This window comes from Paenibacillus sp. GM2 (assembly GCF_900069005.2).
Taxonomy (GTDB): domain Bacteria; phylum Bacillota; class Bacilli; order Paenibacillales; family Paenibacillaceae; genus Fontibacillus.
This window is the reverse complement of sequence record NZ_LN831278.1, coordinates 1-26345: the sequence shown is the minus strand read 5'-3', so window position 1 is coordinate 26345 and position 26345 is coordinate 1. Positions and strand designations below refer to the sequence as shown.

Sequence of the window (26345 nt, the reverse complement as noted above, 5' to 3'; positions counted from 1 at the left end):
GGAGTTCTCTGAATGTTCCCCAGAAAATATGGATTCTTCCCTTATATATGGCTCATTTATATCATTCTGCCGGTCATCAACATTCAGAATGAATCCGGGATCAAGCTGATGATCGGTTATATGATGATCGGCTTGTTCGTCCTGACGTATCGTCAATTGTATTTCGCCACGGGGAGAAGCTTCTCCTTTTGGCTTGCACTGCAGATGCTGATTATCGCCATTATGAGCGGATTCTACAGCTTCTATAACCTCTATATGGGCTTCTATACCGCCAATTTCATCGGCTGGTTCACCGATAAGCGAAAATTCAAGATCGCAATGATCGCCTTTGCCGCCGTAGAATTAATACCGGTAGCCCTTCTAGTGAAGCAAGTTCATCTTCAAGAGCTGGTGTTCAGCCTCCCCTTCTTCCTTATTATGCTGGTCTCTCCGTTTGGCATTCGCTCCATGAACCGGCGGCAACAGTTGGAGAAAGAGCTGGATCAAGCCAATGAGCGAATTAAGGAGCTTGTCAAGCGGGAAGAACGGGTTCGTATCGCTCGTGACCTGCATGATACATTGGGGCATACCTTGTCGCTAATTATATTGAAGAGTCAACTGGTTGAGAAAATGACGATCAAAGATCCACAGCGTGCCCAAAATGAGGCGAGGGAAATCTATCAGACCTCACGGGCCGCGCTAAAGCAAGTGAGGGAGCTTGTCTCCGATATGAGAGCTATCACCGTTGTCGAGGAACTGGCTGAAGCGGCTGAGTTATTAAAGGTGGCGAATATTAAGCTGGAGATCGAAGGAGATGCAACGCTGGAGGATGTCGCCCTCTTGAATCAGAATATCATTAGCCTCTGTATCAAGGAAGGGATTACGAACATCGTCAAGCATAGCCAAGCAACGCATTGCCAGATTACGATAACAAGAACAGAGCGGAAAATTACAGTTCAAATCGAGGATAACGGAGTTGGTCCTGTACAGCAGGATGTTGCAGAGATCAGATATGGCAATGGACTGAATGGCATGTGTGAGCGGCTGTCTCTTATTGAAGGCTCCCTGTCGGTCGCATCCGGAGCCGGACAAGGAACGATTATGACGGTGACGATACCGCAAATTATTAAGGAACGGGAAGATGGTGAGACCGCATGATTAAGATCCTTATCGCAGAAGATCAGCGCCTTCTGCGCGGCGCCCTGGCTTCACTACTTGACCTTGAGGACGATATTGAGGTTGTTGGACAGGCATCGGACGGCGCAGAGGCGCTGGAGCTGATCTGCCAGCTTCAGCCGGACATCTGTCTCATGGATATTGAGATGCCGCAGCTTAGCGGTCTGGATGTCGCAGAAAAGATACAGGCCAAGGCTCTGCCCAGCCGCGTTATTATTCTAACAACCTTCGCGCGCCCGGGCTATTTCGAGCGGGCCATCAAGGCGAATATCCATGGCTACTTGCTTAAGGATGAGCCCAGCGACAGAATAGCTGAAGCGATCCGCCGCGTTATGGCAGGGCATCGCGAGGTCTCGCCAGAACTCATCTTCGGCAGCTTGCACAATGAGAATCCATTAACAGCCAGAGAGATCGATATTCTCAAATTGGCTGCCCAAGGAGGCAGCGCCGCGGATATTGCCAAGTCGATGCATCTATCCTACGGTACGGTGCGCAATTATATATCCGAGATCATTAATAAACTTGAGGCCAAAAATCGCATGGAGGCTGTCCGAACCGCAGAAGAAAAGGGTTGGATATAAAGCTCCTCCTTCATTTTTGCAATCCCTCTTATCGCACTAGAGCATCTTGCTCCAGTCATGGACCATATCTCCTTCCAGGTACTTCTCGCAATCCATTGCAGCCATGCAACCTGAACCTGCGGCCGTAATCGCCTGGCGATAGTGGGTATCCTGTACATCGCCGCAAGCGAATACCCCCGGACTGCTTGTTCTGGTTGTGCCTGGCGCAACGATGATGTAACCTTGTTCATCCGTCTTTACCGCACCCTCCAGGAACTTTGTATTCGGAGTATGACCGATGGCGACAAATACTCCTTCCGCTTCAATCAGCTCCTCCTGCCCGTTCGCGTTATTACGCACCTTTAAGCCAATCACGGCGCCTCCAGCATCTGTAGCAACCTCGAGCGGTAGTCGGTTCAGCGCCCATTTCACCTTCTCATTCTTCCGTACCCGTTCCTGCATAATCTTGGAAGCGCGAAGCTCATCGCGGCGGTGAACCACCGTGACGCTCGTAGCGAACCGAGTCAGAAATCCCGCTTCCTCCATGGCTGAATCACCGCCCCCAACGACGATAATTCGCTTGCCGCGGAAGAAGAAGCCGTCGCAGGTCGCACAGGTGCTTACTCCACGTCCGACATTATCCTGCTCTCCGGGGATGCCCAGATATTTGGCTGAAGCCCCCGTAGACACGATTACCGTCTCCGCAGTAAGCTCTTCTCCACCTTCCAAAGTCAGTTTTAATGGCTTATTTGAGAAATCCACCTTCTCCACCCACCCATTTCTGAACTCTGCGCCAAAGCGCTCAGCCTGTTTGCGCATCCGTTCCATCAGCTCCGGTCCCAGAATGCCCTCGGGAAAGCCGGGAAAGTTCTCTACCTCTGTCGTCGTCGTTAACTGTCCTCCAGGCTGAACCCCCTCGATTACCAATGGATTCAGATTGGCTCGCGCCAGATAGATCGCTGCCGTCAGGCCGGATGGACCTGTGCCAATTACAATTGATTTATACATGGTTAATCCCCTCTCGATCAAGAGATATATTCATTTGGCATACATAGACTCAGATATAGAATAGGATTGTTCCGCCAGGCGTTTTATATTCTGCCCGGACATAAGTTTCATCCCATTCTCCCTCATGGATACATGGAGACGTAAAAAGCCGATCCTTCGCTCCCCATAAAATCAGGAGGAAGAAATCGGCTTATATTAGGATACAGAATGATTTCAATTGTTATTTACACATCGGGAAGATCGTCTTCAATGCGTCCTCTGCCCCGCATACCTCATCAATCCGGCGGCAATATCTCCTCACCGTCGAAGATGAAATACCGTACCGTTCCGCGATCTTCTCATAGGACATCGAACGGTGATTCATTTTCGCTGTGAGATATTCCAACGCGGCGGCCCAGCCCTCAATATGTGAAATCGATGGGGTATCAGGATAAGATAAGTTCAAATATTGCACCCATAATGATTCCAAGTCATGCTGCTGCTGGATATCTGCGCTGCTGCGCATATGCTCACTAGCCAAGTCCAATACGGCCTGCCACTCGCGCTTCCAGATTGGAAGCTGCGGCGAAGTTCGGCTCGGGTCTATCATAAGCGTGGCTTCCCCGGTACATACGGGCAATTCATAATTAACGCCGAGACTACGCAGTACATAAAGCGCCAGATCCTTTAGATACAGGTCTTCATTCGGCTCCAGCAGGAACGACTTCAGCGCCTCTTCCACTTCATGATCACCTATAAGTCCAAAAGCTTGAATCACTTGAAGCTTGGTTCGATTATCTCCATAACGCAGGGCCCAGAAGAAAGAGGATCGGACCAATGGATTATCGGCTAGATCTGCGGGAACCCCTTCCCCCGGCAGCTCCCATTGCTTGATCTGCTCCTCAAACGGGAGATGATAATGATAATGGGTCGGTATCGGTATCGTTCCTGCCTTCATCTCTTCCATCTGGCTTAAGTAATACTCGGATACTCCACTGTCCGGGTCAAGCCTGTCTACGTGACGCCATAACACCCTGGCCTCCGTAAACCGCCCGATATTGCAGGCGGCTACAGCGGTATAATGATAAAGCGCAGGATCCAGCCTTAAATCCTCGTCCTTGAGTAGACGCCGAAAATGTCTGTATGCCACATCATGTGAGCCAAGCACTCCCATCGTCGTCGCTATTTTAAAGAGATGCTCTTGATGGAAGGGAATAATCTTGCGAAGCTTATGCTCAAGCTCCTGCAGCAATGCAGTCTCTCCCTCATGCTGATACAGAATAGCCAAATTGCATAAAGCGTGCAAATTGCCAGGTTCCTGCTCAAGCACCCCGTATATTGTCTCAATCGCTTTAGAACATTGCCCCATATAGTAATAGCCCAGAGCCAGGTTATTGCGCGCCGCCCAGAAATCGGGCTGATCCTCCACGATGCTCTCCAGCAGCTTCACAGCTTCGGTGAATTTCCCCTGCTCTAACAGATCGCGGGCTCGGTCATGCTCCAGAACGCCGGCCAATGACTTGATCTTCGTCACTTTTGCAGGACGTTCAAGCTCGTACTGAAGCAGCTCCATCATTTCCTCAGCTTCGGCCAGAAATTGTCCGTTCGGGTCCTCTTCCAAATAAGTAATCAGGGCGTTCTCCGCTTCTTCAAACATATCCATATTCGCATAATTATTTGCCATATAAAAATAGCACTCTGTCATCGCAGGATCGATCTTCTCCAATATAACGGACAAAGCATCGTTTGAAGCCTCGTAATCGCCCATCTCCGACAGGATGCCTGCCATATTGCAATGATTGACCGGATTATCCGGTTCATACTCTACTGCTTTGCGAAAATACTTCAATGCCTTGTCATAGTGAAAACGATCCAACGAAGAGACAGCTCTCTCAAAGAAAAAGCCAGCATCCATAGATATAGGCAGCACTTTGGACCTGTTGCTTCTCCCAGGTTGCCTGGTCTCCTTCAAACAAGGCACCTCCTTCTTCATTCATTCTTGTAAAATACTTGTTCAAAATGACCTATTCTTATAACTATCCATTTCACAGTATAACACAGCCAGCCCCGTCCTCCCATGATAAATACTGCTGGAGAATTACGGGTGTTAACTGAAAAGGCATGATAAATCTAATATTTAAGCGTTGTAGCCCAACCTAAATGGGAAAATAATTATTAGCCATAGATTTATAAGAAAGGGTGGAATAATTTGTGGTAGAGGTCTTCTGGGGAAATATAATTATTATTCTAATCGCAATCGCGTTCTTAGTAGCATGTATGGGTGGCTTGGTATACTGGCTAGTAAATATTTAGAAATATATGGGGGTTCCAAAAATAGCGGGGATTTTTACGGCAGCGATATTGCGATAATCAGGCACTATTGCTACGGCCCGGATTCTATACGATTCCAAAGAGGAATGAAGTCCACTAAGTCCGGGAATCGAATACTCTACAATACTTGTATTCGATTTCATAATAGAACATGCCAGATTTTACTGCAAAGCCCAGGGTAGGCTTATATGTCAGCTTATTATATGCCCTGGTCTTTGAACAGCGTAGCGATCGAACCGCCATCAAGAATATATTGCGTTGCCCGCGCCAGCATGGGAGCTACGGATAGGACAGTAACATGCGGACCATGTTGATCCGGTTGAGCAATCGAGTCCGTAACAACCACTTGGGAGATCCAAGGATGACGCAGCCGCTCCTCCGCATGGTCTGAGAACAGGCCGTGCGTCGCACACACTATAGCTTCGCTTGCTCCGCGATCCTTCAATCCCTGGGCCACATTGACAATCGTTGTACCCGTATCAATCAAATCCTCGATAATGATGGGCGTATAGCCCTCTACATCACCGATGACATGCGTAATGACCGACTCGTTATGAGCTGGACGCTTCTTGATCATGATCGCAAACGGAGCATCAAGACCGCTGGCCAGTTTCTCTGCCATCGAGGCTCGTCCTGCATCCGGAGATACGACGACCGGGTTAGCGATATTTTGTGACTTCAGATAATCTGTCATTAAATCCAGCGCGGTTAAATGATCGACAGGAATGTTGAAGAAGCCCTGGATGGCCGCCGCGTGCAGGTCGATAGTTACAACCCGACTTGCTCCGGCTGTAGTAAGTACATCGGCTACCATCTTGGCCGAGATCGGCTCGCGCGGAGCCGATTTGCGCTCCTGCCTCGCATAGCCGTAATAAGGCATAATGATATTGATCGTTCGGGCCGATGCCCGCTTGGCAGCATCTATCATCACGAGCAATTCAACAAACAGCTCATTAATCGGATGTGCCAGAGATTGGACCAGGAACACATCGCAATTGCGGATGCTCTCTTCATAATGAACATAAATCTCGCCGCTCTTGAAGCGGGACAAAGTGATTCTACCTGGTTCAACCCCCAGCCGCTCGCAAATTTGCCGCGTCAGTACCGGGTTGGAAGAGCCTGCAAAAATCCGTAACTTGCCTTCCATAATGCCCTCCTAAAGTTCATTGAATTGCTTGCTCCATGTCCTTAAGCTGTACCACTATTATATCACTACTGCCGAACATTATTATGGCCGTTCTTGAGCTGCAAGGGGACCATCACCCTCTGCCGCTGTTCGAATGTCGCCAATTCGCGGACTCCCAGCTTGCACAATGTATTTCGAGCGATATCCAGGTTCTCGCTCAGCTTCTTCGGATCGTGGGCATCGGAGCCGACCGTTAACGGAATGCCTAATTCTATCGCAGCCTGCAATATTGTGTTGCTAGGAAACATCTCTGCGCACGGCTTCGTTAATCCCGAAGCGTTCAATTCCATCGCTATCCCCGCCTCAGCGATAGCGGTGAGGGTCTTTTGCTCCAGTTCAACTATCTCTGACTGATGCCCCTCCGGCTTATAATTGAACCGCTTAATCACGTCCAAATGCCCCATGATATCATAGAATCCCGTTTTGGCCGCTTTTTGCACAGCGTCATAATAGGTCTGGTATACCTCGAATATGTCCCGTCCTTCCCAATGATGGACTTGGCGAAAATCCGAGACATCCCATTCCCCAAGGAAATGCACCGAGCCAATGACGTAATCCCACGGGTAATCATTAATGATCTTCGCAATCTCGTTCTCCCAGCCTTCAATATAATCGGCCTCAAGCCCAACTCGAACTGAAATCGAAGAAGCGTATTTCTGCTTCAGCTCAAATGCTTCCTCCACATAGTTGGGCAGTTCCTCCATTGGCATAGCCATCTCCGGATAATAAGTCTGCGGGTTCACATGCAGAAGCGGCATATGATCGGATACGCCGATCTGGGACAAGCCGATTTGGATACCGCGCCGGATGTACTCTTCAAGTGTTCCAACGGCATGCCCGCAGCGGGCATGATGCGTATGGTAATCTATAAGCATATTGCCTCACCTCTGCCTTTAGTCGCGGCGCGGACGCTCATGTCGGCGTTCCAGCTCAGTCATAATATCATCCAGGGGCAGATTCCTCTCCCGCAGCAGCACCAGCAAATGATAGATGAGATCACTGACCTCGTATCGCAGCTCGTCGTTATCCTGATTTTTAGCGGCGATAATCGATTCCGCGGTCTCTTCGCCTACCTTCTTCAGAATCTTATCAATCCCTTTTTCAAATAAATAAGTCGTATAAGCCCCTTCAGGACGTTCCATATAACGCTGGGCGATCAGGCCTTCCAATTCAGCTAATACGGCAAAGCGGCGATCTGCTTCTGCTTCGGAAATGCCTGAGGCTGCCTGTGACAAAGCATTTGAGGTTGGTCTGGCCGACGGATTCAAGCTCCCCCTCATCGAACCCTCTGTTGCTATTCCCTCTTGATCTGCAACAGCCAACGACCGATAGAAACAAGTTGTCTCCCCCGTATGGCAAGCCGGACCTTGCGGGTTCACAAGTGCCAGAAGGGTATCCCCGTCACAATCATAATTCAGCGAGAGTATTTGCTGCGTATTGCCTGAAGTAGCCCCTTTATTCCACAGCTCGGAACGAGAACGGCTCCAGAACCAGGTTTGGCCCGTCTCAATGGATTTCTGCAATGACTCTTCATTCATATAAGCGAGCATCAGCACTCCCTTTGTTGCAGCGTCCTGGACGACCGCAGGGACAAGCCCATCCGCATCCCATTTTATATTTTGCTTCAGCTCCGTGTAGGATAACGCCAATTGCAGCGGCTGATTCATCGTCATCTTACTTCCACCCCTCTGGCCTTCAAGTCTGCCTTAAGCTCAGGTACTGCTATTTCTTTATAGTGAAAAATTGTCGCTGCCAGCGCAGCGTCCGCCTGCCCTTTGGTGAATACATTGAAGAAATCCGCCAGCTTGCCAGCTCCGCCGGATGCGATCACCGGTATGCCAACCTGGCTGCTGACCGCCTTTGTTAGCGCAAGATCGAAGCCATCCTTAGTACCGTCCGCATCCATACTCGTCAGCAGGATCTCGCCCGCTCCCTTCGCCTCTGCCTCCTGAATCCAGGCTAATGCCCTCATCCCTGTAGGCTTGCGGCCTCCGTGAGTGAATACTTCCCAATCTCCCCAATCTGCATTGTACTTGGCGTCTACAGCTACTACAATGCACTGCGAGCCGAATCTTCTCGCTCCGTCCGAGATCAGCTCGGGATGGGTTACAGCGGCGGTGTTGATGGCAATCTTGTCAGCTCCAGCCCTCAAAATTCGCTTCATATCGTCCACATGCGATATGCCTCCGCCGACCGTGAAAGGAATAGCGATCTCGCCAGCGGTCTGACGCACTACCTCAATCATCGTAGCCCGACCTTCATGGGAAGCGGATATATCCAGAAATACGATCTCATCGGCTCCCTCCCGGTCGTAGAGAGCAGCCAGCTCCACGGGATCTCCAGCATCGCGAAGATTCACGAAATTAACGCCCTTGACTACCCGGCCATCCTTCACGTCGAGGCAAGGAATAATACGCTTTACGAGCATGTTCATCGCTCTCCTCTCCAAATTTTACGGTGTATCAGCCAGCCTTGTTGAACACGCACTTACAATGCAGAGACTGCCTGAATGGCCTTGGCCAGATCAATATTGCCGGTATAAAGCGCCTTGCCGACAATGGCCCCGCCGATACCTTGCTTGGCATAAGCTGCGAGCTTCAGCAGATCATCCTGTACCGTCACCCCGCCGGAGGCGATCACCGTCCGTCCTGATACTTCAGCCAGGCGGCGAATCGCTTCTACATTCGGTCCCTGCATCATACCGTCGCGCGATATANGTGCACCACGCGGCGTTGTACACCACTCTTAAAAATCGCAGCGTCTGAGTGAGTTGTTTTGGCAAGATAAATCTGGCGGATAAAACGCCCCTGGCGAACAAGGCCCCCGCCGATACCTTGCTTGGCATAAGCTGCGAGCTTCAGCAGATCATCCTGTACCGTCACCCCGCCGGAGGCGATCACCGTCCGTCCTGATACTTCAGCCAGGCGGCGAATCGCTTCTACATTCGGTCCCTGCATCATACCGTCGCGCGATATATCGGTAAAAATAAACGTCTCGGCTCCTTTGGAGGCCAATTCCTTGGCCAGTTCCTCTGCCTTAACCTCCGATGTCTCCAGCCAACCGCGTGTGGCAACAAGTCCGTCCCGGGCATCGATACCAATCGCCACTTTATCGCCATAAGCACCCAGCACCGACTCGGTAAACTCCCGATCTTCAATCGCTGCCGTCCCGATAATGACCCGGCTAACCCCAAGGGACAGCAGGCGTTCCACATCCTGAACCGAGCGCAGCCCGCCTCCAACCTGAACCGGAACCTGCACCGCCCGTGCGATCTCGCCGATCAGCTGGTCGTTCACCGGATGACCGGCCTTAGCTCCATCAAGATCAACCAGGTGGATGAACTGTCCGTCCTGCTTCTCCCATGACTTGGCCACTTCAACCGGACTATCGTTATATACCGTCTCCTGGTTATAATCGCCCTGAATGAGGCGAACGCATTTCCCGCCACGGATATCAATCGCCGGGTAAATTATGAATGATGACATTTTCCCTTCCCCCTGCACTGGTTAGTAGATTCTAAGCAACAATATAAGTTCAACTTGACCCTTCGGTCTCCGCACCAATTTACCTCTTTAGCTTATCGCTGCACCTGACGCAACCAGCGCAAGGAAATTGCGCAGCAGCGCCATGCCGAGCTCACCGCTCTTCTCGGGATGGAACTGCATCCCGAACACATTACCGCGACCTACAATCGCGGTAACTGGCTGGCCGTAATCGGTCACGGCCAGAAGATCCTGCTCCCGCTCTGGCAGTACATGATAGGAGTGAACGAAGTACACATGTCCTTCGTCCAATCCTGCCAGAAGCGGGTGCTCCGGCTGCTTGAACTGCAGCCGGTTCCAGCCCATGTGCGGCACCTTCAGGCCGCACTCCGGGCTGAAGCGCACGGCATGGCCGGGCAGCAGGCCCAGGCCGTCATGCAAGCCATGCTCTTCGCTGGCGGAGAAGAGCAGCTGCATGCCGAGGCAGATACCGAGCAGCGGCTTGCCGCTGTCCGCAGCCTGCCTCAGCGTGCCATCGAGCCCGGAGGCGGTTAGCTGCTCCATCGCGTCGCCGAAGGCGCCGACTCCAGGCAGCAATATGCCGTCCGCAGCCAGAAGCACAGCTGCCTCGCCGCTCACGACGGCCTCGTAGCCAAGGCGCTCGATAGCTTTGGCAACGCTATGCAAGTTGCCCATCCCATAATCGACAATCGCGAGCTTCATAACTAGAGGACTCCCTTCGTCGAAGGCACGCCGCTTACGCGCGGATCGATGCTCGTCGCCTCATCAAGCGCCCGTCCCAGAGCCTTGAATACCGCCTCAATCATATGATGGGTGTTCTGTCCATAATGTACGATGACATGCAGCGTAATCCGCGCTTCCAGAGCCAGCTTCCACAGGAACTCCTGCACAAGCTGTACATCAAAGCTGCCGACGCGATCCGAAGGATATTCGGCCCGATATTCAAAGTGCGGGCGGTTGCTGACATCGATGACTACCTGAGCTAATGCCTCATCCATAGGGACGAATACACTGGCATACCGTTTGATCCCCCGCTTGTCACCCAGCGCATGATATAGACATTGGCCCAGACAAATTCCGATATCCTCCACCGTATGGTGATCATCGATTTCAATATCCCCCCGGGCCTGTACTGACAAATCAAACTGGCCGTGCTTCGTGAGCAAGTCCAGCATATGGTTCAAAAACGGAACATCCGTCTCCAATTCGGACTTGCCGCTGCCATCCAGGCCAAAGCTCAGCTGAATCTGCGTCTCATTCGTGACACGGCTGATCTCCCCTTGCCTTACTGCTACCTTCTCTTTATTTGTCGCCATCGTATGCCCCCGCCTTTCCTTCTAATGCAGTGTCAGATTGTATTTCTTCCTTGCGAAGCCGGACCTCAATTGCTCGGGCGTGGCCCTCCAGCCCTTCGCGACGCGCCAGCTCCATAATGGTCTCTCCGTTCGCAAGCAGAGCTTCCTTGCTATAGTAAATCAAGCTTGATTTTTTCATATAATCATCCACATCGACTGGCGACGAGAAGCGAGCTGTACCATTGGTCGGAATAATATGATTCGGTCCGGCAAAATAATCTCCAACCGGCTCCGAACTGTACGGTCCCAGGAAAATTGCGCCCGCATTCTCTATCTTGCCGAGGTGAACAAGCGGGTCTTCCACGATCAGCTCAAAATGCTCCGGTGCGAGCCGATTTATGACCGCGATTCCCTCATCGATCGAGTCTACTATAATGATCGCGCCGTAATCCGTGATGGAGGCCGCCGCGATATCCCGGCGCGGCAGCTCTGCCAATTGACGTTCCACTTCAGCCTGGCAGGCGGATGCGAACGAAGCGGACGGTGTGACCAGAATAGCTGATGCCATCTCGTCATGCTCTGCCTGGGACAGCAAATCCGCGGCAATATACGCCGGATCGGCGCTGTCATCGGCCAGCACAGCAATCTCGCTCGGACCAGCGATACTGTCGATATCTACGACTCCATACACTTCCCGCTTGGCCAAAGCTACGTAAATATTGCCTGGTCCACAGATTTTATCTACCGGGGCGATCGTGTCCGTACCGTAGGCCAATGCAGCGATCGCCTGTGCGCCGCCAATCCGGTAGATCTCATTTACACCAGCCTCAGCCGCAGCAACGAGAATGTAGGGGTCAATTCCTTCCTTTCCGCCTGTTGCAGGCGGAGTTGCCATGACGATCTCGGGAACGCCGGCGACCTGGGCAGGGATGACGTTCATCAGTACAGAGGATGGATAGGCCGCCTTGCCGCCAGGGACGTATACGCCCACCCGCTTCAGCGGGCGGATGATCTGTCCAAGCAGACTGCCATCCGGCTGTAGATCCATCCAGGAGTTTCGCTTCTGTCTGGCATGGAACGCGCGGATATTTGCGGCAGCCGCAGATATCGCCGTGACGAACGAAGGCTCAACGTGATCGTATACGGCCTGCAGCTCAGCTTCAGTAACCCGCAGCGCTCCCGCGTCCAGTCTCACCCTATCAAACTGCTCCGTATATCGGAGCAGCGCCGCATCGCCTTGCAGCTTCACATCCGCAACGATTTGACGCACCGCAGCATTCTGCTCTGCTGAGCCATACTCCACTTCCCGCTTCAAATCAAAATCCTGTGCCCTTACGATCTTCATCCTGGCTCCTCCTCATCAATACTGCTTCGCATTCATCCTGCCCATGGGGCTGAAAGGTCTCTGTTACTATCTATCCCAATCGCTCGAGCGGCTTCCTATTCCCGTTCGATCACCAAGGCCAAAGCATCACATAGAGCCTGGATCTCGGCGTTTTTCATCCGATAACTGACCCGGTTAGCAACAAGCCGACTCGTAATTTCAAATATACGCTCCATTTCAAGAAGTCCGTTCTCTCGGAGCGTCTGCCCCGTCTCTACCATATCCACAATCCGGTCGGCCAGTCCGATCAATGGAGCAAGCTCAATCGACCCGTTCAGCTTAATCACTTCTACCTGCTGCCCCTGTTCCCTGAAGTATCTCGAAGCTACGTTTGGATATTTGGTAGCCACCCGCTGATGGATACCCGGCTTCCAGTCCGGCAGCCCGATAACCGACATCCGGCAGCGCGCAATGCCCAGATCGAGCAGCTCATATACGTCACGATCCTCCTCCATCAGCACGTCTTTGCCAACGATACCGATATCTGCTACACCGTACTCTACATAAGTGGGCACATCTACCGGCTTGGCGAGAATAAACTCCATACCGATCTCCGGCAATGGAATAACCAGCTTCCGGGTCTCATCCACATCGTTCGGGATATGGAAGCCCGCCTCTCTGAACAGTGCCGAAGCTTTTTTATAGATACGCCCCTTAGGCATGGCAACCTTAATAATCTCACTCATGAAGACCCGCCTCCTCTCATCAGTACTGCCTTATCTCAAATTGATATTATCTCAACCTGGTCAAGTTCTACTCTAACCTGAAATGCCAGCCTGTTTAAAAATCTACCCATGTTATAACGTCGTCCCCAGTCCTTAATTCATCAGGCCCAGATACAAGCCGCATCCGCACGCTTTTCCCCTCACTGCGCAGTCGCTCGGCCTCTATATAAGCCCTTCTGCGATTAGATGCATCATACTGCATCAATAAAGGCAGCTCGCGTCCAACCTTCAAACCATCGACCCCATCCAGAATCCGGTTCGTCTTAAGAGAGAAGCCCGTGGCTGGGGCTGGGCGGCCAAATTGTTGCAGCAGCTTATCATAACGCCCCCCGCCACAGACAGGGAAGCCGATATCGGCCGCATATCCCTCAAAGATCAACCCTGTATAATAAGAGAAATCCCCAATCATCGTCAGATCGATGATGACATGTCTGGCCACATCGAAGTCCTCCAGAGCCTCCCACACCGCACTCAAATATTCAATCGAGCTCCGAACGAGTGAATTATTGCTTAGCTCCAGCGCCTCACGGCAAACTTCCTTGCCGCCGCGCAGCTTCAGAATGCCAGTCAACTCGTCACGCTGGCCTGCCGATAGATCAAGCCGGGCCAAAATCTCACGATATCCTACGAAGTCCCGTCCCAGCAATCGATCCTTTAGCTCCTGCTGCACATCCTCACGCCCCGGAATCGCCTCTTCCAGCAGACCATTCAAGAAACCAACATGCCCGAGGGCAATCTTGAAGGAAGATACCCCGGCAGCTTGCAGGGATGCTACGGCAAGCGCCACCACTTCGGCATCCGCCTCGGCGGAGTTATCCCCGACCAGCTCAACCCCGGTCTGATAGAACTCCGCTTCCTTGCCCGCTTCTTCTTCAATAGAGCGGAAGACATTCGCATGGTAGGACAAGCGCAGCGGCAAAAGCTCCTCCTTTAACAGGGAAGATACAACCCGGGCAATCGGCGTTGTCATATCGGAACGAAGAACCATCGTCGTCCCCCGATTGTTAAGCAATTTGAACAGCTTTTGATCCGACGTAGAGCTAGCTACCCCAACCGTGTCATAGTATTCCATCGTTGGCGTCATGATCTGACGGTAACCCCAGCCAGCCATGCAATCCAGCACGCGACGCTCAATCTCCCTTAGCTTCTCGACTGCAAACGGTAAATAATCCCGTACGCCAGCCGGTTTCTCAAAGCCCTTCGGTTTTGACAATGTCCTCACCTCTCACTCGCTTAAAATAAAGCCATTATAAGTTCATTTATTTTATCGCATTAAAGTACTACCATACTACCAAAATAAAGAATATGGCATATCTTATCATACTTTATCTGGAACCGTCAACGATCAATCCCCTGAGTATTTTAGCGTCAGGCCCCTAGCATATTATTGCAAAATCCATTAAATTTGCAGGTATTTTATCCTTATCAGATTATAGCGGTTATAAATAGATCATTAACTCCGAATATATCAATTTTACATAAATATAGTGATATATGCTCATTATTTTTCATCTGTATAAACAAATAGCCGGCTGGGATTTCCCCAACCGACTATTCTTTTTATCCATTCATCTTCACTGTACGGTCCTGGCCAGGTCCGTGCATGCCCGGTGCTTTCTTCTTTTTCTTGAGTGAATATGGAACACTGCCCAAGAAAACAGACGCAAAAGGAAGCCTTCTGAAGCAAACCTGGGTAAAAACCCATGAAATGGCCAGCGCACACGCCGAACCACCGATGATGTACAGGAAATACATCGCAGAGTCGCCAGGGATCGTAAAGTGATCCCTTAGTTTCCGGTAGTAGAGCAGCACAACCGGATGGAATAAATAAACGGCGAAGGATAACTCGCCCAGGCGAGTCAGCGCCTTATTCCAGAATGCTGAGCCCTTCCGCTGAATCAAGAAGGAGGCTCGCATCAATACTAGTGCCGACAGCAGGGTATGAACATTCCACAGCACTTCAAACCAGGTAGAGTTCGGACTGCTCCAGTGCTGGCGATAAGAGAACCAGATCTGGACATGGGTAAAGGCGACAATCAGCCAGCTCCCCCATAGCAAGCCGGTCCACATTTTCTGCTTTCCGGACATATCCTTCCAGTCGCTCTTCAGCCAGCCTTTGAGATGTTCAAAATAGATAGCGATGCCCGCCCCCATGAAATAGTAGGCCATATAGGACGGAGCATAGCTCCCTTTATTAGGAATATGGAGCTCAACCTTGTTCCAGAAATAGAAGCCGTACTGAATTGCCAAGCCAAGCGGTATGATTAAGGCTAACAGTATCTTGCTCTTCCGGAACGATTGGAATAGCCATAACAGCAGCGGGAACAGGATATAGAATTGAATGCTGATGAATACGAAATACAAATGCGTATAAGACGTACCCGTGAGCAGCTTCATGCCAAGCTGCTGCAGCTCATACATTTTGGAATTGCTGGCCAGCTCCCCGCGCTGCCAAGCGACCAACAAGAAATAACAGCAAGAGACCAATATATAAGGGAGAATAATATACGTAAGACGTTTCTTATAGAAATGTCCAATCAGTTCCTTGTTTACAGGTCGATCATAATAGTTATAGAACAATACAAAGCTGCTTAGAAAGATAAAGCAAGGGGTACCAATTTTGAAGAAAATATTCATCCAATTATAAAAATAATAGATTGGTGAGTTCAAGGCTTGCTCCGCTGCCGCAAAGGAAGAAGAGTGTACCTGAATAACACAGAAGATAGCCATCGCCCTAAACAGATCAAGCTGAGGCAGTCTCTCCTTTTTGATGCTTTGACTCACTGTATCAACTCCCGGTAATCATAGTTTCCATCGTCTTGCTACCATCCTTTATGATACCTTATCTAGGACGAGTTGGGGAGAGCGTTTGCAATATTACCTCATTTCCCATTTCTTCAGCACGCTGAAAATCTCAGTAAAGCCTAATAAAAATAAGCAATTAGAGCGCCTGTTCAGACTGCTCCAATTGCTTATTTATTGCAAGTATCTGTGCCTTGTAACATTCATCTGGATATTCTATCCGTTATTCCTGACCTCGGATTCACGGACTCCCTCCGGGCTTTTACGCTCGATTTCTCGCAGCGGATTCCCGCCAACGAAGCTTCCGGGCGCTACATCCTTGTGAACCACCGAGCCGGCTGCGACAACTGCACCATCTCCAATTGTTACACCCGGCAAAATCGTCGTGTTGGCCCCGATCATCACTTCATTACCGATATGGACCTCCCCAAGCCGATACTCGCGAATTAAGTATTCATGGGCCAGGATAGTCGTGTTATAGCCGATGACCGAATTACGACCGATCGTCAGCTTCTCCGGGAAGAAGACATCCACCATAACCATCAGGCCAAAGGCCGTATGCTCTCCGACCTTCATCCCGAGAATATGGCGATAAATCCAGTTCTTCAGCGATAAAATCGGACAATATCTGGCGATTTGTATGAAGATGAAGTTTTTGACGCCCTTCCAGGGGCTGACGGTCCGGTACAACTGCCATAACGCATTTGGGCCGTTCACTGGATAACGCTCCACTTTCCTCACTTAGTTCCTGGCTCCCATCCTCACAAGATCATATAGATCAGTCATATCATGAAGGATATAATCCGGATCATACTTCTGCAGCTCCTTAGCGCCTTTCAGCGACCATGCTACCGCCGCAGAGCGTACGCCTGCCGCGTGAGCAGACTTCAAGTCCGCGGCGCTATCTCCAACCATCAACGTGCTGGCTGGATCTGCATCCAATTGACTCATCGCCGTTAGAATGGGTTCCGCATGCGGTTTAGGATGCTGGACATCCTCCACAGTAATGATCGCATCCATATATTGTCTCAGATCGAACATCTCCAAGGCACGCATCGCCGTTCGCCGAATTTTCGTCGTCACCACGCCAAGCTTGATGCCCTTCTCATGCAGCTCGCGGATCACTTCCAGAACATGAGGGAACTCCTGGATCAATTCATCATGATGCTCGCTGTTATAGGTACGATACTCCTTCACCAGATGGCTTACTTCCTCGTTGCCTGAAAATATCTGCAGCTGCTCCTCCAGCGTCATCCCCATGTAAGGAATAATCTGCTCACGCGTATACGGCTTGTCCAGATGCTTGTCTATTACATGCATAAAAGTCTTAATAATTAACTCATTTGTATTTACAATTGTTCCATCCAAGTCAAATAATACTGTGCGTATCATGCAGTCTTTTTACTCCTTTTTATCCTCTGTACTCTCCGGCTCATTCAGCGTATTCGCTTCTTTAGCCGAGGTTGTACCGTTGTCTTGCTCAGCAGCAGTCTTAGCTGCCGGAGCAGGCATTTGCAGGGTAGCGCTATCGATTTCCGCAGCCTTGATCGATACAATCGGGTCAAGATAATGCGGCAAATTCGGGATCGTCTTGCGTCTAACAATGATGAACAGGGCGGCAGCGACTACAATTAGAAGGGCCAGCAATTGCGATATCCGCACATTCCCATAAGACGGTGCCAGATATCCCTGTTCAAATCCGATCCATTGCATCGGAGCCCACAGGCCGTTCACAAAGGATGCCAGCCAAGCGGCACCTTGGAAGGCCAAGCTGTCCGTACGGAGTGCCTCAATGAAGAAGCGACCGATCGAATACCATATAAAGTAGGAACAGAACAGTTCTCCGGCACGCAGAAATTTGCGTCTGCGCAAGACTAGAAGCAGGAGCAAGCCTACCAGGTTCCATACTGATTCATAGAGGAATGTTGGATGACGGAAGATGCCCTCCACATTCATTTGATTTACAATAAATGAAGGCAAGTGCAGATAATCTCTCAGGAATGCCTCTGTTGTCTCGCCGCCATATGCTTCTTGGTTGACGAAATTCCCCCAACGGCCAATCAATTGACCGACGAGCAATGACGGTGCGCAAATGTCCGCTATCCGCCAGAAGTTATAACCGCGCTTCTTCACGAAGATCAAGGCGCAGATAATGGCCCCGATCAGCGCTCCATAGATAGCTATGCCACCGTTCCAGATTTTAAAGATATCCCAGAGATTATGCTTATAATCCTCCCATTTGAAGGCAACGAAATAAATCCTTGCCCCGACAATCGCCGATGGAACCCCAAACAGAAGCAAGTCCATGAAGAACTCCTGCGGGATTTTGAATCTCTTCCCTTCCCAGATGGCGAAGAGCAAGCCCATTAGCGCACCTGTTCCCAGGATCAGACCATACCAATGCACTTCCAATGCACCGATAGAAAAAGCTATCGGGTTTAATAACAAGGTACCCATCGTTCACGCTCCTAATCTAAATCATCGATATCTTCAGCAATCGTCTCTGTCAGCTTTGATGTAAACTGCAAGGCCGCATTATAGCCCATTCGCTTCAAGCGGAAGTTCATGGCTGCTACTTCGATAATGACCGCGAGGTTACGCCCAGGACGTACAGGGATCGTTACTAACGGTACGTCCGTATCGATGATGCGCGTCGTCTCTTCATCCAGTCCAAGCCTGTCATACTGCTTCTCTTGCTGCCAGGCCTCGAGCTTGACGACGAGAGTAATTCTCTTATTGTTGCGGATGGCTCCTGCACCGAATAACGTCATAACATTAATAATACCGACGCCGCGAATCTCAAGCAGGTGACGAATCAATTCAGGCGCTGTACCATGCAGCTGATTGTCCGATGTTTGGCGAATTTCAACGGCATCATCCGCAATCAGTCGATGGCCACGCTTCACCAGCTCAAGCGCTGTCTCGCTCTTCCCGATTCCGCTGCTGCCTGTAATCAGCATACCTACGCCATACACATCGACCAATACGCCGTGAATCGTGGCGGTAGGAGCCAGCTTCTTCTCCAGGAAGCTCGTAATGCGGCTAGACAAAATTGTCGTAGCCATACTGCTGCGCAGTACAGGAAGATTCTTCTCTGCACTGATCTCGATCAGTTCCTCAGGCACCTTCCATGCTCTCGTTACAATAATACAAGGTGTCTCATCGTTGCTGCACAACAGCTGCATCCGTTCCCGACGCTGTTCCATCGTCAATGTCTCGTAAAAAGCGAGTTCCGTCTTACCTAAGATTTGAACGCGTTCTGGTGGATGGTATTCAAAATAACCGGCCATTTCCAGACCCGGACGATATAAATCGTCAACCGTAATCACACGTTTTAGCCCTTGTTCACCGGAAATGACCTCGAGTCCAAATTGACCCACCAATTCCGATACCTTAACCTTTTTTGCCATGGTGTTCTTCCTTTCCTATCAGGCATCCGGGCCCAGGGGATCTACCTCTGAACAGGATGTCTGCCGATTATGTTAAGCTGTAAACAAAATCCAATTTATACCGTGCTAATGTATTCATCGTAAATGAAAATGCCTCGTAAATCAATCACAGCTGCGGACTGAACTTGTAACTATAAACAAAAAGCCGCCCTAGGGGACGGCTCTTTGAGAGATAATCCGAGGATTACCTTATTTGTTAAAGAATTAGTTGTAGAAAACGTTTTGTTCTGTTTCCTTGTCAAAGATATGAATCTTGTTCATATCGATAGCAAGTTTAACCTTGTCGCCTTCACGAGTGTTGGAACGACCGTCAACGCGAGCGATCAGGGAGTCAGTACCTACACCGTTCAAGTACAGTTGCATTTCATGACCAAGGTTCTCAGTCAAATATACGTCTGCAGTGAATGCAGTATGTGGAGAAGCTTCCAAGAATACTGGCTCTTCATGAATGTCCTCTGGACGAATACCCATAATTACTTCTTTGCCAATAAATCCTTTTTCTTTCAATACCGTAGCTTTGCCTTGTGGAACCACTACGTTCAGGTTAGAAGTCTTGAAGCGAACTTCTCCGCCTTCTTCAGACAATGTACCATTTACAAAGTTCATCGTAGGGGAACCGATAAATCCAGCTACGAAGATATTATTTGGTTGGTTATACAATTCTTCCGGAGAAGCAGCTTGCTGAATGATACCGTCATGCATAACAACGATACGGTCACCCATGGTCATAGCCTCGATTTGGTCATGTGTTACGTAAATGCAAGTGGTTTCCAGACGTTTAACCAGCTTTGTAATTTCCGCACGCATTTGACCACGAAGTTTAGCGTCCAAGTTGGAAAGAGGTTCGTCCATGAGGAACACTTGAGGATCGCGGACGATCGCGCGGCCCAAGGCAACCCGTTGACGCTGACCACCGGAAAGAGCTTTTGGCTTACGATCAAGCAAATGCTCGATATCGAGGATCCTAGCAGCTTCGCGTACGCGTTGGTCGATTTCTTCCTTCTTCACTTTGCGAAGTTTCAGACCGAACGCCATGTTTTGATACACGTTCATATGCGGATACAAAGCGTAGGATTGGAATACCATCGCGATGTCACGGTCTTTCGGAGCTACGTCGTTCACGACGCGGTCGCCGATGTACAATTTACCTTCTGTAATTTCTTCAAGACCAGCGATCATACGAAGAGTTGTGGATTTACCGCAACCGGAAGGACCTACGAGTACGAGGAACTCCTTATCTGCGATATCAAGGTTAACGTCCATAACGGTTGCTTTATCAGCACCTGCATATTTCTTGTAAATGTGTTCTAAGCGTACGCCTGCCATTTGTTTTCCTCCTAATATAAATGATTTATAAACTGTCTTTGCTTAAATGTAATCGGATACAACTTCTGTATATATAGTAACCCATAAGCCCAATAGACTACCATCCACAAACTGCACAAAAATACTATAGCCTTTTCGTAACTTTATACAATAGGATCCTCAGCTTCACCAGAACCGCATCCTGAAAGCTTCTGACATCAAGCCCCGTCTCTTGTTTGAACTTATCCAGCCGGTACAGCAAGGTATTGCGATGGATATACAGGCGCTTTGCTGTCTCGCTTACGTTACAATCCAGCTGAAAGAAAGTCTCAAGTGTAATCAGCGTCTCTTCATCCTCAAGCAGATGGGAGCCAACCCCGCTCTCCTCAATAAATTGCTGTCTCCGGTCGTCCGGTATATGGTATATAAGCCGCTCAAGCTCCAAATCCCAAGGCAGATAGATATGCTCTGACACCTGGAAGATCCGCCCGAGCAGCATTGTCTCTTGCAGGGCGATCGCCGCCGATACAAGCCGCCCCTGGTTGATCAGCTTGTCCCCTACTGTCAAGCGGAATCCTCCTCCGCCCCATTCGTTGGCGATTAGCTCGTACAATCCCTGACAAAGCGCACCTAACATATCGCGTTCTGTCTCAATCCCCTCATTGCTCTCATCCTGCACATCCAGCAGCAGAGCCTCCCGAACCAGGACAAGCCATGATTCCGTCATCGGAACGAGGACAATCTCGCCCCCAAAATAACTGCGCAGTAATTTGTTTAGCTTGGAATATTGGACATCCTGACCCAGGCGATCCTCGCAGCTTAACAGAAAGGGGAATAAGTTCTCCGCTAGTTTAGGCTTAATCGCCATATCCTCCGGGATAGCACTTTGCAGGTTGCCGCTACTGATCTGTTCCCTCAGCCATTTGCCCAGCTCGATGCAACGGGATTCATCATCTCGTTTGGACGAAAAAGAGGGATGGTTCGATTTCTCACGGGCTGCTGACAGCAGAAGATCAATTAATCTAATTTCCCGTTCGCTTAACGGTGTCTCGGCCACAAAAACATGGACCTTGGAGGAATCTGTTTTCCATAACCATCGAGGCTGGTCGTGCAACCGAGCCATTCCGGAAGCGGGTTGATCCAAGCTATTGTCATTTGCCAAGCCAGTCCAAATCTCTGGATCCATCTCTAATAAAGTTAAGGAGGATCCTATAATCTCCTCTAACTGTTGCTTCAGCTCTTTTATATCCATACCTCGATTGCCTCTCTGATCTATAGGTTTTGGTTGTATAAATTCATTGTATCACAAACAAGGCGGCAAAAATTTTCTCCGGTTTGTAATTGAAATCACAAAACACCCTCTAGCTCAATCCTATGCTTGGAGTGAAAAGATGAACGAAAGGAGAAGGAGCATGAAGAACAATAAAGCTCAAAACTCATTTTTAAAAGGTGTATTGATATCCACCCTAATTATATGCTTCACTGTACTGATTGCCGGCGGATTCTGGATTTTCAAATCCCAGGCCCCTATCCCGCTAAAAGTAGTAAATAGCCAAGGTGATGTGCTTACTACGCAGAAACAAATCACCGGCGGTCAGGCAGTATTCCAGAAATACGGGCTGATGGACTATGCTACGGTGCTTGGATATGGTTCCTATCTCGGCCCGGATTATACTGCAGAGTCACTTAAAATTATGGTCGATGCAATGCATGATCAGCATGCCCAAGCCGAATACGGGAAACCTTATGCAGAGCTCACTCAAGATCAACAAACCTCGATATTCGATCAAGTAAAGCACGAGATGAAGCAAAATCGCTACGACAAGCCAAGTCATACCTTAACCCTGACAGATGGCCAGGCAGGAGGGCTAGCCCAAATAAGGGCCTATTACGAAAAAATATTCACGCAGGGAGACGGACTGGGCGTTCCAGCGAATCTGATTAAAGATGTTGATGCTTCTGAGGACAGCGCTGCCTATATTGCCGCTGGCGATATGAAGCAGCAAATGGCCGACTTCTTCTTCTGGACAGCATGGGTTTCCGGTACAGAGCGGCCAGGCGATACCATCACCTATACGAACAATTGGCCTTATTTTGAAGACGCGGGAAATACCATGTCCTACTCAGCTCTCTTATGGAGTGGCGTTAGTGTCACCTTGCTGTTATTAGTCCTGGGCTTTGTACTGTTTGTATATAACCGGTATAAGCTTCATATGCATGAGGCGTATACGCCGGATCGGTTCCCGGTCTTCAATCTTGATAAGCAGCCAGTTACACGAAGTCAGGTGAAAACGGGCAAGTTCTTCTTGGTTGTTGTGCTGTTGTTCCTGATTCAAGCTGCTTTTGGCGGCCTGCTGGCCCATTATTATTCTGAACCGAATAATTTCTACGGTATGAACTTTATCGCCGATCTGTTCCCCTTTAATATCGCCAAGTCATATCATCTCCAGCTGGCTATTTTGTGGATTGCTACTGCTTGGCTCGGGATGGGGATTTATGTTGCTCCACTGGTAGGTGGCAAGGAGCCTAAACGTCAGGGACTGCTCGTTGATATTCTTTTCTGGGCTTTGGTTGTGCTCACTGCCGGCAGCTCTATCGGTGAATGGCTGGGTGCAAAAGGCTATCTCAAAAAAAGCTGGTTCTGGCTTGGTCATCAAGGCTGGGAATATCTTGAGTTAGGCCGTTTCTGGCAGATCCTGCTTGTGATCGGAATGTCCATCTGGTTATACATCGTTTATCGGGCAATTCGTACGGCGCTGAAGAAAGAAACGGATAAAGGCGGTTTAACACACCTGCTGTTTTACTCCGCAATCGCTGTTCCGTTCTTTTATATCTTTGCATTCTTTTTCAATCCGAATTCATCATTTACTTATTCTGATTACTGGCGTTGGTGGATTATCCACCTTTGGGTTGAGGGCATCTTTGAAGTGTTCGCGGTTGTAGTCATCGGCTTCTTGATGGTACGAATGAATCTGGTTACGAAACAATCGACGGTACGCGCCCTATTGTTCCAGTTCACATTGCTTATGGGCGGCGGTATCCTTGGTATCGGTCACCATTACTATTACAACGGTTCCTCCGAAATTTGGATCGCCCTTGGTGCGGTGTTCTCCGCACTGGAGGTTATACCGCTTACCCTTTTGATCATGGAGGCGTACGATCAATACAAAGTCATGAAAGACGGCGGAACGAACTTTCCGTATACTTCGTCCTTCCGTTTTCTGGTTTCAACTGCGGTTTGGAATCTACTCGGCGCCGGAGTGCTGGGCTTCCTGATCAATCTGCCTGCGGTTAGCTATTTTGAACATGGATCAACGTTAACCACTGCGCATGCCCACGGCTCCATGATGGGGGTTTATGGTATGTTTGCCGTTGCCGTCCTGTTATATTCACTGCGCAATATTGTGAAGTCGAATGAATGGAATGATAAGCTATTGCGTCTCTCCTGCTGGGGGTTAAATATCGGATTGACCGGCATGATCGTCATTACCCTTTTGCCTGTCGGATTTATGCAACTCAAGAGAGCTTTTGACTTCGGCTTCTGGTCTGCGCGTGACATCTCATTCTATCAAGATGGGACAGTTAACCTGCTGCTCTGGATTCGGATGATTCCGGATACTATCTTTATCGTTCTTGGAATTTTGCCATTGGTGTATGTAGTTGCGCGCTCCATGTTCCATTTACGCAAGCCAAATGTTAATGAAGAAGAGAACTTTTAATAGAAATCCAAATAAACCACCTTTCCTTGTAGTCAAAATGGAGGGGTGGCTTTCTAATATTTAAAAATGTAACCATTTTGGATTATTTGCTGTGACCCCCCTCACGATTCACTCCCTTTCTACGTTTTTATAATGAAGTAGTAAGGTTCTTTTTAGCAAAAATACATTTGTTGAGGGGGTATCCTCATGGATATTACTATAGATGCACTTCGGTCGGTCAATCTACTCCATGACCTTAATTCTGATGAATTGGAGCGAGTCCGAAGCATGGGTGCTACCCGTACCCTGCCTAGAAGATCTACCATCTTTCGTGAAGGAGAAGAGGTCACCTCCATCTACTTCATTATTCATGGACTCATTAAAACCCATAAAATTGATGAAAAAGGCAATGAACAGATTCTCTCTTTATTAAAAACAGGAGATATGTTTCCCCATACCGGGCAATTTGGCTCTAACCCTTACCCTACCACGGCTACTACTGTCATTAACACAGAACTGTTTACATTGCCTATTTCTTCTTTTGAGCAAATTTTGGCGGGCTCGCCGGGTATTGCCTTCAAAATGATGGCGGTTATGGCCAGTGAAATTAGAGAGTTGCAAAATAAACTACAAGGATTTACTTCAAGAAATCTAGAAGATCGAGGCATCTCTTTCTTGATTAAATTAGCTGAGGATTTTGGTATCAATATCGAGGGAAAGGTGCTGATTCATGTTCCTATGACGCATCAGGAAATTGCTAATCTGATCGGATTCACCAGAGAATCGGTCACCCGTTTATTAAGCAGCTTGTGTAAAGAAGGACTACTGGCCGTTAATCGCAAAGGTTTTCTGATCCACAATCTTCAAGCTTTGCGAGAGCGAGTATGTGTCAAGGAGAACTGTGCCTACTGCCGCGAACACAAACTATATGAGCGATCATAAGCAAAGAACCCTTTCCTTGTAGCATAATAGCTACTTGGAAAGGGTTCTTGTTGGAATGAGCCATGAAGGACTCGAACCTTCGACACCCTGATTAAAAGTCAGGTGCTCTACCAACTGAGCTAATGGCTCATAAAATGGTGGAGGCTGATGGATTCGAACCACCGAACTCGTAGAGAGCAGATTTACAGTCTGCCGTGTTTAGCCACTTCACTAAGCCTCCATATATTATGCCAGCTTTAGGCTTGTCCTAAAACTTGCAAAGTGGCTCGGGACGGAATCGAACCGCCGACACGAGGATTTTCAGTCCTCTGCTCTACCGACTGAGCTACCGAGCCATATGTAATTTGGTCAAAAAAATAATGGGTAAGTCTTGATAACTTTCCCACTTCTTGGTGGAAACATTCATTTAAAATAAATGGCGGAGCCGACGGGATTCGAACCCGCGGTCTCCTGCGTGACAGGCAGGCATGTTAGGCCTCTACACCACGGCTCCGCGCTGTGATACAAATGGTGCCGGCGAGAGGACTTGAACCCCCAACCTACTGATTACAAGTCAGTTGCTCTACCAATTGAGCTACACCGGCATATAAAATTAAAATGGTGGAGGCTAACGGGATCGAACCGCTGACCCTCTGCTTGTAAGGCAGATGCTCTCCCAGCTGAGCTAAGCCTCCAGGTAAATATGGTAGCGGCGGAGGGGATCGAACCCCCGACCTCACGGGTATGAACCGTACGCTCTAGCCAGCTGAGCTACACCGCCATATTATAATTTATAGCTTGTATACTAATGGCGGAGAGAGAGGGATTCGAACCCTCGCACCGCTTACGCAGTCTAACCCCTTAGCAGAGGGTCCCCTTATAGCCACTTGGGTATCTCTCCAAAGCCATAAATTCAAGGTTAATCCTTGAAAACTGGATACGAAACTCATTTTGCATATTTAGATGTTTTTTGGATAAGCCCTCGACCGATTAGTACCTGTCAGCTCCATACATTGCTGCACTTCCACCTCAGGCCTATCAACC

23 protein-coding genes, 8 tRNA genes and 1 pseudogene are annotated in these 26345 nt (G+C 49.3%); 4 read left to right on the top strand and 28 right to left on the bottom strand.

The genetic code is table 11. The features are described from left to right. Positions 1-12: 12 nt before the first annotated feature. Together BN1360_RS07000 and BN1360_RS06995 are read left to right on the top strand one after the other, a co-directional pair. Positions 13-1137, top strand: a complete 1125-nt coding sequence (locus BN1360_RS07000; RefSeq protein WP_068779167.1) for a sensor histidine kinase — start codon at positions 13-15, stop codon at positions 1135-1137. Beyond that, the gene (locus BN1360_RS06995) at positions 1134-1736 is read left to right on the top strand and encodes a response regulator transcription factor (RefSeq protein ID WP_068779166.1); all 603 of its coding nucleotides are present in this window, start codon (positions 1134-1136) and stop codon (positions 1734-1736) included. Before BN1360_RS07000 ends, BN1360_RS06995 begins: the two co-directional genes overlap by 4 nt. Before the next feature lie 36 nt (positions 1737-1772). On the opposite strand, the gene trxB is transcribed toward BN1360_RS06995, so the two are convergent. From trxB to BN1360_RS06895, 20 genes and pseudogenes are all read right to left on the bottom strand, one after another. Then, positions 1773-2723: a thioredoxin-disulfide reductase gene (gene trxB, locus BN1360_RS06990; RefSeq protein ID WP_068779165.1), complete on the bottom strand. Its 951-nt coding sequence runs from the start codon at positions 2721-2723 to the stop codon at positions 1773-1775. Positions 2724-2943: 220 nt separating this feature from the next. Further along, on the bottom strand, positions 2944-4683 hold the full coding sequence (locus tag BN1360_RS06985) for a tetratricopeptide repeat protein (protein WP_324254255.1): 1740 nt from the start codon (positions 4681-4683) through the stop codon (positions 2944-2946). 549 nt (positions 4684-5232) lie between these two features. Beyond that, complete coding sequence (locus BN1360_RS06980) at positions 5233-6180, bottom strand: ribose-phosphate diphosphokinase (RefSeq protein WP_068779163.1); 948 nt, start codon at positions 6178-6180, stop codon at positions 5233-5235. A 65-nt stretch (positions 6181-6245) separates the two neighbouring features. Further along, positions 6246-7094, bottom strand: coding sequence for a histidinol-phosphatase HisJ (gene hisJ, locus BN1360_RS06975; RefSeq protein ID WP_068779162.1), 849 nt, complete (start codon positions 7092-7094; stop codon positions 6246-6248). Between the two features lie 18 nt (positions 7095-7112). Continuing rightward, positions 7113-7886 carry a bifunctional phosphoribosyl-AMP cyclohydrolase/phosphoribosyl-ATP diphosphatase HisIE gene (gene hisIE, locus BN1360_RS06970; protein WP_068779234.1) on the bottom strand — a complete coding sequence of 258 codons (774 nt, stop codon included), beginning with the start codon at positions 7884-7886 and terminating at the stop codon, positions 7113-7115. 2 nt (positions 7887-7888) lie between these two features. Further along, positions 7889-8647 (bottom strand): imidazole glycerol phosphate synthase subunit HisF, encoded by a 759-nt coding sequence (hisF, locus tag BN1360_RS06965; protein WP_068779161.1) that lies wholly within the window; start codon positions 8645-8647, stop codon positions 7889-7891. A 59-nt stretch (positions 8648-8706) separates the two neighbouring features. Then, positions 8707-8934, bottom strand: a pseudogene (locus BN1360_RS06960) (HisA/HisF-related TIM barrel protein); the annotation flags it as partial. After that, positions 8916-9704, bottom strand: a complete 789-nt coding sequence (gene hisA / locus BN1360_RS06955; RefSeq protein WP_068779159.1) for a 1-(5-phosphoribosyl)-5-[(5-phosphoribosylamino)methylideneamino]imidazole-4-carboxamide isomerase — start codon at positions 9702-9704, stop codon at positions 8916-8918. The pseudogene BN1360_RS06960 and the gene hisA, both read right to left, overlap by 19 nt. A gap of 87 nt (positions 9705-9791) precedes the next feature. Continuing rightward, positions 9792-10424, bottom strand: a complete 633-nt coding sequence (gene hisH / locus BN1360_RS06950) for an imidazole glycerol phosphate synthase subunit HisH (RefSeq protein ID WP_068779158.1) — start codon at positions 10422-10424, stop codon at positions 9792-9794. A gap of 2 nt (positions 10425-10426) precedes the next feature. Then, positions 10427-11038 (bottom strand): imidazoleglycerol-phosphate dehydratase HisB, encoded by a 612-nt coding sequence (hisB, locus tag BN1360_RS06945; RefSeq protein ID WP_068779157.1) that lies wholly within the window; start codon positions 11036-11038, stop codon positions 10427-10429. Beyond that, positions 11025-12362: a histidinol dehydrogenase gene (hisD, locus tag BN1360_RS06940; RefSeq protein ID WP_068779156.1), complete on the bottom strand. Its 1338-nt coding sequence runs from the start codon at positions 12360-12362 to the stop codon at positions 11025-11027. The genes hisB and hisD overlap by 14 nt, the downstream gene beginning before the upstream one ends. A gap of 95 nt (positions 12363-12457) precedes the next feature. Continuing rightward, positions 12458-13087: an ATP phosphoribosyltransferase gene (hisG, locus tag BN1360_RS06935; RefSeq protein ID WP_068779155.1), complete on the bottom strand. Its 630-nt coding sequence runs from the start codon at positions 13085-13087 to the stop codon at positions 12458-12460. Between the two features lie 94 nt (positions 13088-13181). After that, the gene (locus tag BN1360_RS06930; RefSeq protein ID WP_068779154.1) at positions 13182-14339 is read right to left on the bottom strand and encodes an ATP phosphoribosyltransferase regulatory subunit; all 1158 of its coding nucleotides are present in this window, start codon (positions 14337-14339) and stop codon (positions 13182-13184) included. A gap of 347 nt (positions 14340-14686) precedes the next feature. Continuing rightward, a complete protein-coding gene (locus tag BN1360_RS06925; protein WP_229520875.1) occupies positions 14687-15910 on the bottom strand; it encodes an acyltransferase in 1224 nt (407 codons plus the stop codon). A 234-nt stretch (positions 15911-16144) separates the two neighbouring features. Beyond that, on the bottom strand, positions 16145-16669 hold the full coding sequence (locus BN1360_RS06920; protein WP_068779153.1) for an acyltransferase: 525 nt from the start codon (positions 16667-16669) through the stop codon (positions 16145-16147). Continuing rightward, entirely contained in the window at positions 16670-17320 is a 651-nt protein-coding gene (gene ppaX, locus BN1360_RS06915) for a pyrophosphatase PpaX (protein ID WP_068779152.1), read from the bottom strand. A gap of 9 nt (positions 17321-17329) precedes the next feature. Next, positions 17330-18385, bottom strand: coding sequence for a prolipoprotein diacylglyceryl transferase (gene lgt / locus BN1360_RS06910; protein WP_068779151.1), 1056 nt, complete (start codon positions 18383-18385; stop codon positions 17330-17332). Positions 18386-18396: 11 nt separating this feature from the next. Then, the gene (gene hprK / locus BN1360_RS06905) at positions 18397-19338 is read right to left on the bottom strand and encodes an HPr(Ser) kinase/phosphatase (protein WP_068779150.1); all 942 of its coding nucleotides are present in this window, start codon (positions 19336-19338) and stop codon (positions 18397-18399) included. Positions 19339-19581: 243 nt separating this feature from the next. Next, the gene (locus BN1360_RS06900) at positions 19582-20703 is read right to left on the bottom strand and encodes an ABC transporter ATP-binding protein (protein WP_068779149.1); all 1122 of its coding nucleotides are present in this window, start codon (positions 20701-20703) and stop codon (positions 19582-19584) included. 124 nt (positions 20704-20827) lie between these two features. Next, positions 20828-21934, bottom strand: a complete 1107-nt coding sequence (locus BN1360_RS06895) for a PucR family transcriptional regulator (protein ID WP_068779148.1) — start codon at positions 21932-21934, stop codon at positions 20828-20830. A gap of 139 nt (positions 21935-22073) precedes the next feature. On the opposite strand from BN1360_RS06895, the gene BN1360_RS06890 reads away from it, so the two are divergent. Next, the gene (locus BN1360_RS06890) at positions 22074-24401 is read left to right on the top strand and encodes a nitric-oxide reductase large subunit (protein ID WP_068779147.1); all 2328 of its coding nucleotides are present in this window, start codon (positions 22074-22076) and stop codon (positions 24399-24401) included. A 186-nt stretch (positions 24402-24587) separates the two neighbouring features. Then, positions 24588-25322 (top strand): Crp/Fnr family transcriptional regulator, encoded by a 735-nt coding sequence (locus BN1360_RS06885; protein ID WP_068779146.1) that lies wholly within the window; start codon positions 24588-24590, stop codon positions 25320-25322. 56 nt (positions 25323-25378) lie between these two features. Here the strand turns inward: BN1360_RS06885 and BN1360_RS06880 are convergent. The 8 genes from BN1360_RS06880 to BN1360_RS06845 form a co-directional block, all read right to left on the bottom strand. Next, positions 25379-25451, bottom strand: a tRNA-Lys gene (locus BN1360_RS06880). Between the two features lie 6 nt (positions 25452-25457). Beyond that, positions 25458-25542, bottom strand: a tRNA-Tyr gene (locus tag BN1360_RS06875). Between the two features lie 42 nt (positions 25543-25584). Beyond that, positions 25585-25657: transfer RNA gene (locus tag BN1360_RS06870), tRNA-Phe, on the bottom strand. An 81-nt stretch (positions 25658-25738) separates the two neighbouring features. Beyond that, positions 25739-25815: transfer RNA gene (locus BN1360_RS06865), tRNA-Asp, on the bottom strand. 15 nt (positions 25816-25830) lie between these two features. Continuing rightward, a tRNA-Thr gene (locus tag BN1360_RS06860) sits at positions 25831-25906 on the bottom strand. 14 nt (positions 25907-25920) lie between these two features. Then, a tRNA-Val gene (locus tag BN1360_RS06855) sits at positions 25921-25996 on the bottom strand. Between the two features lie 9 nt (positions 25997-26005). Continuing rightward, positions 26006-26082, bottom strand: a tRNA-Met gene (locus BN1360_RS06850). Positions 26083-26110: 28 nt separating this feature from the next. Then, positions 26111-26202: transfer RNA gene (locus tag BN1360_RS06845), tRNA-Ser, on the bottom strand. Positions 26203-26345: the final 143 nt, after the last annotated feature.

Bases quoted from the DNA above. Each gene is read 5' to 3' on its own strand.
- BN1360_RS07000 (WP_068779167.1), top strand. From the start codon at position 13: ATGTTCCCCAGAAAATATGGATTCTTCCCTTATATATGGCTCATTTAT.
- BN1360_RS06995 (WP_068779166.1), top strand. From the start codon at position 1,134: ATGATTAAGATCCTTATCGCAGAAGATCAGCGCCTTCTGCGCGGCGCC.
- trxB (WP_068779165.1), bottom strand. From the start codon at position 2,723: ATGTATAAATCAATTGTAATTGGCACAGGTCCATCCGGCCTGACGGCA.
- BN1360_RS06980 (WP_068779163.1), bottom strand. From the start codon at position 6,180: ATGGAAGGCAAGTTACGGATTTTTGCAGGCTCTTCCAACCCGGTACTG.
- hisJ (WP_068779162.1), bottom strand. From the start codon at position 7,094: ATGCTTATAGATTACCATACGCATCATGCCCGCTGCGGGCATGCCGTT.
- hisIE (WP_068779234.1), bottom strand. From the start codon at position 7,886: ATGAATCAGCCGCTGCAATTGGCGTTATCCTACACGGAGCTGAAGCAA.
- hisF (WP_068779161.1), bottom strand. From the start codon at position 8,647: ATGCTCGTAAAGCGTATTATTCCTTGCCTCGACGTGAAGGATGGCCGG.
- hisH (WP_068779158.1), bottom strand. From the start codon at position 10,424: ATGAAGCTCGCGATTGTCGATTATGGGATGGGCAACTTGCATAGCGTT.
- hisB (WP_068779157.1), bottom strand. From the start codon at position 11,038: ATGGCGACAAATAAAGAGAAGGTAGCAGTAAGGCAAGGGGAGATCAGC.
- hisD (WP_068779156.1), bottom strand. From the start codon at position 12,362: ATGAAGATCGTAAGGGCACAGGATTTTGATTTGAAGCGGGAAGTGGAG.
- hisG (WP_068779155.1), bottom strand. From the start codon at position 13,087: ATGAGTGAGATTATTAAGGTTGCCATGCCTAAGGGGCGTATCTATAAA.
- ppaX (WP_068779152.1), bottom strand. From the start codon at position 17,320: ATGATACGCACAGTATTATTTGACTTGGATGGAACAATTGTAAATACA.
- lgt (WP_068779151.1), bottom strand. From the start codon at position 18,385: ATGGGTACCTTGTTATTAAACCCGATAGCTTTTTCTATCGGTGCATTG.
- hprK (WP_068779150.1), bottom strand. From the start codon at position 19,338: ATGGCAAAAAAGGTTAAGGTATCGGAATTGGTGGGTCAATTTGGACTC.
- BN1360_RS06900 (WP_068779149.1), bottom strand. From the start codon at position 20,703: ATGGCAGGCGTACGCTTAGAACACATTTACAAGAAATATGCAGGTGCT.
- BN1360_RS06895 (WP_068779148.1), bottom strand. From the start codon at position 21,934: ATGGATATAAAAGAGCTGAAGCAACAGTTAGAGGAGATTATAGGATCC.
- BN1360_RS06890 (WP_068779147.1), top strand. From the start codon at position 22,074: ATGAACGAAAGGAGAAGGAGCATGAAGAACAATAAAGCTCAAAACTCA.
- BN1360_RS06885 (WP_068779146.1), top strand. From the start codon at position 24,588: ATGGATATTACTATAGATGCACTTCGGTCGGTCAATCTACTCCATGAC.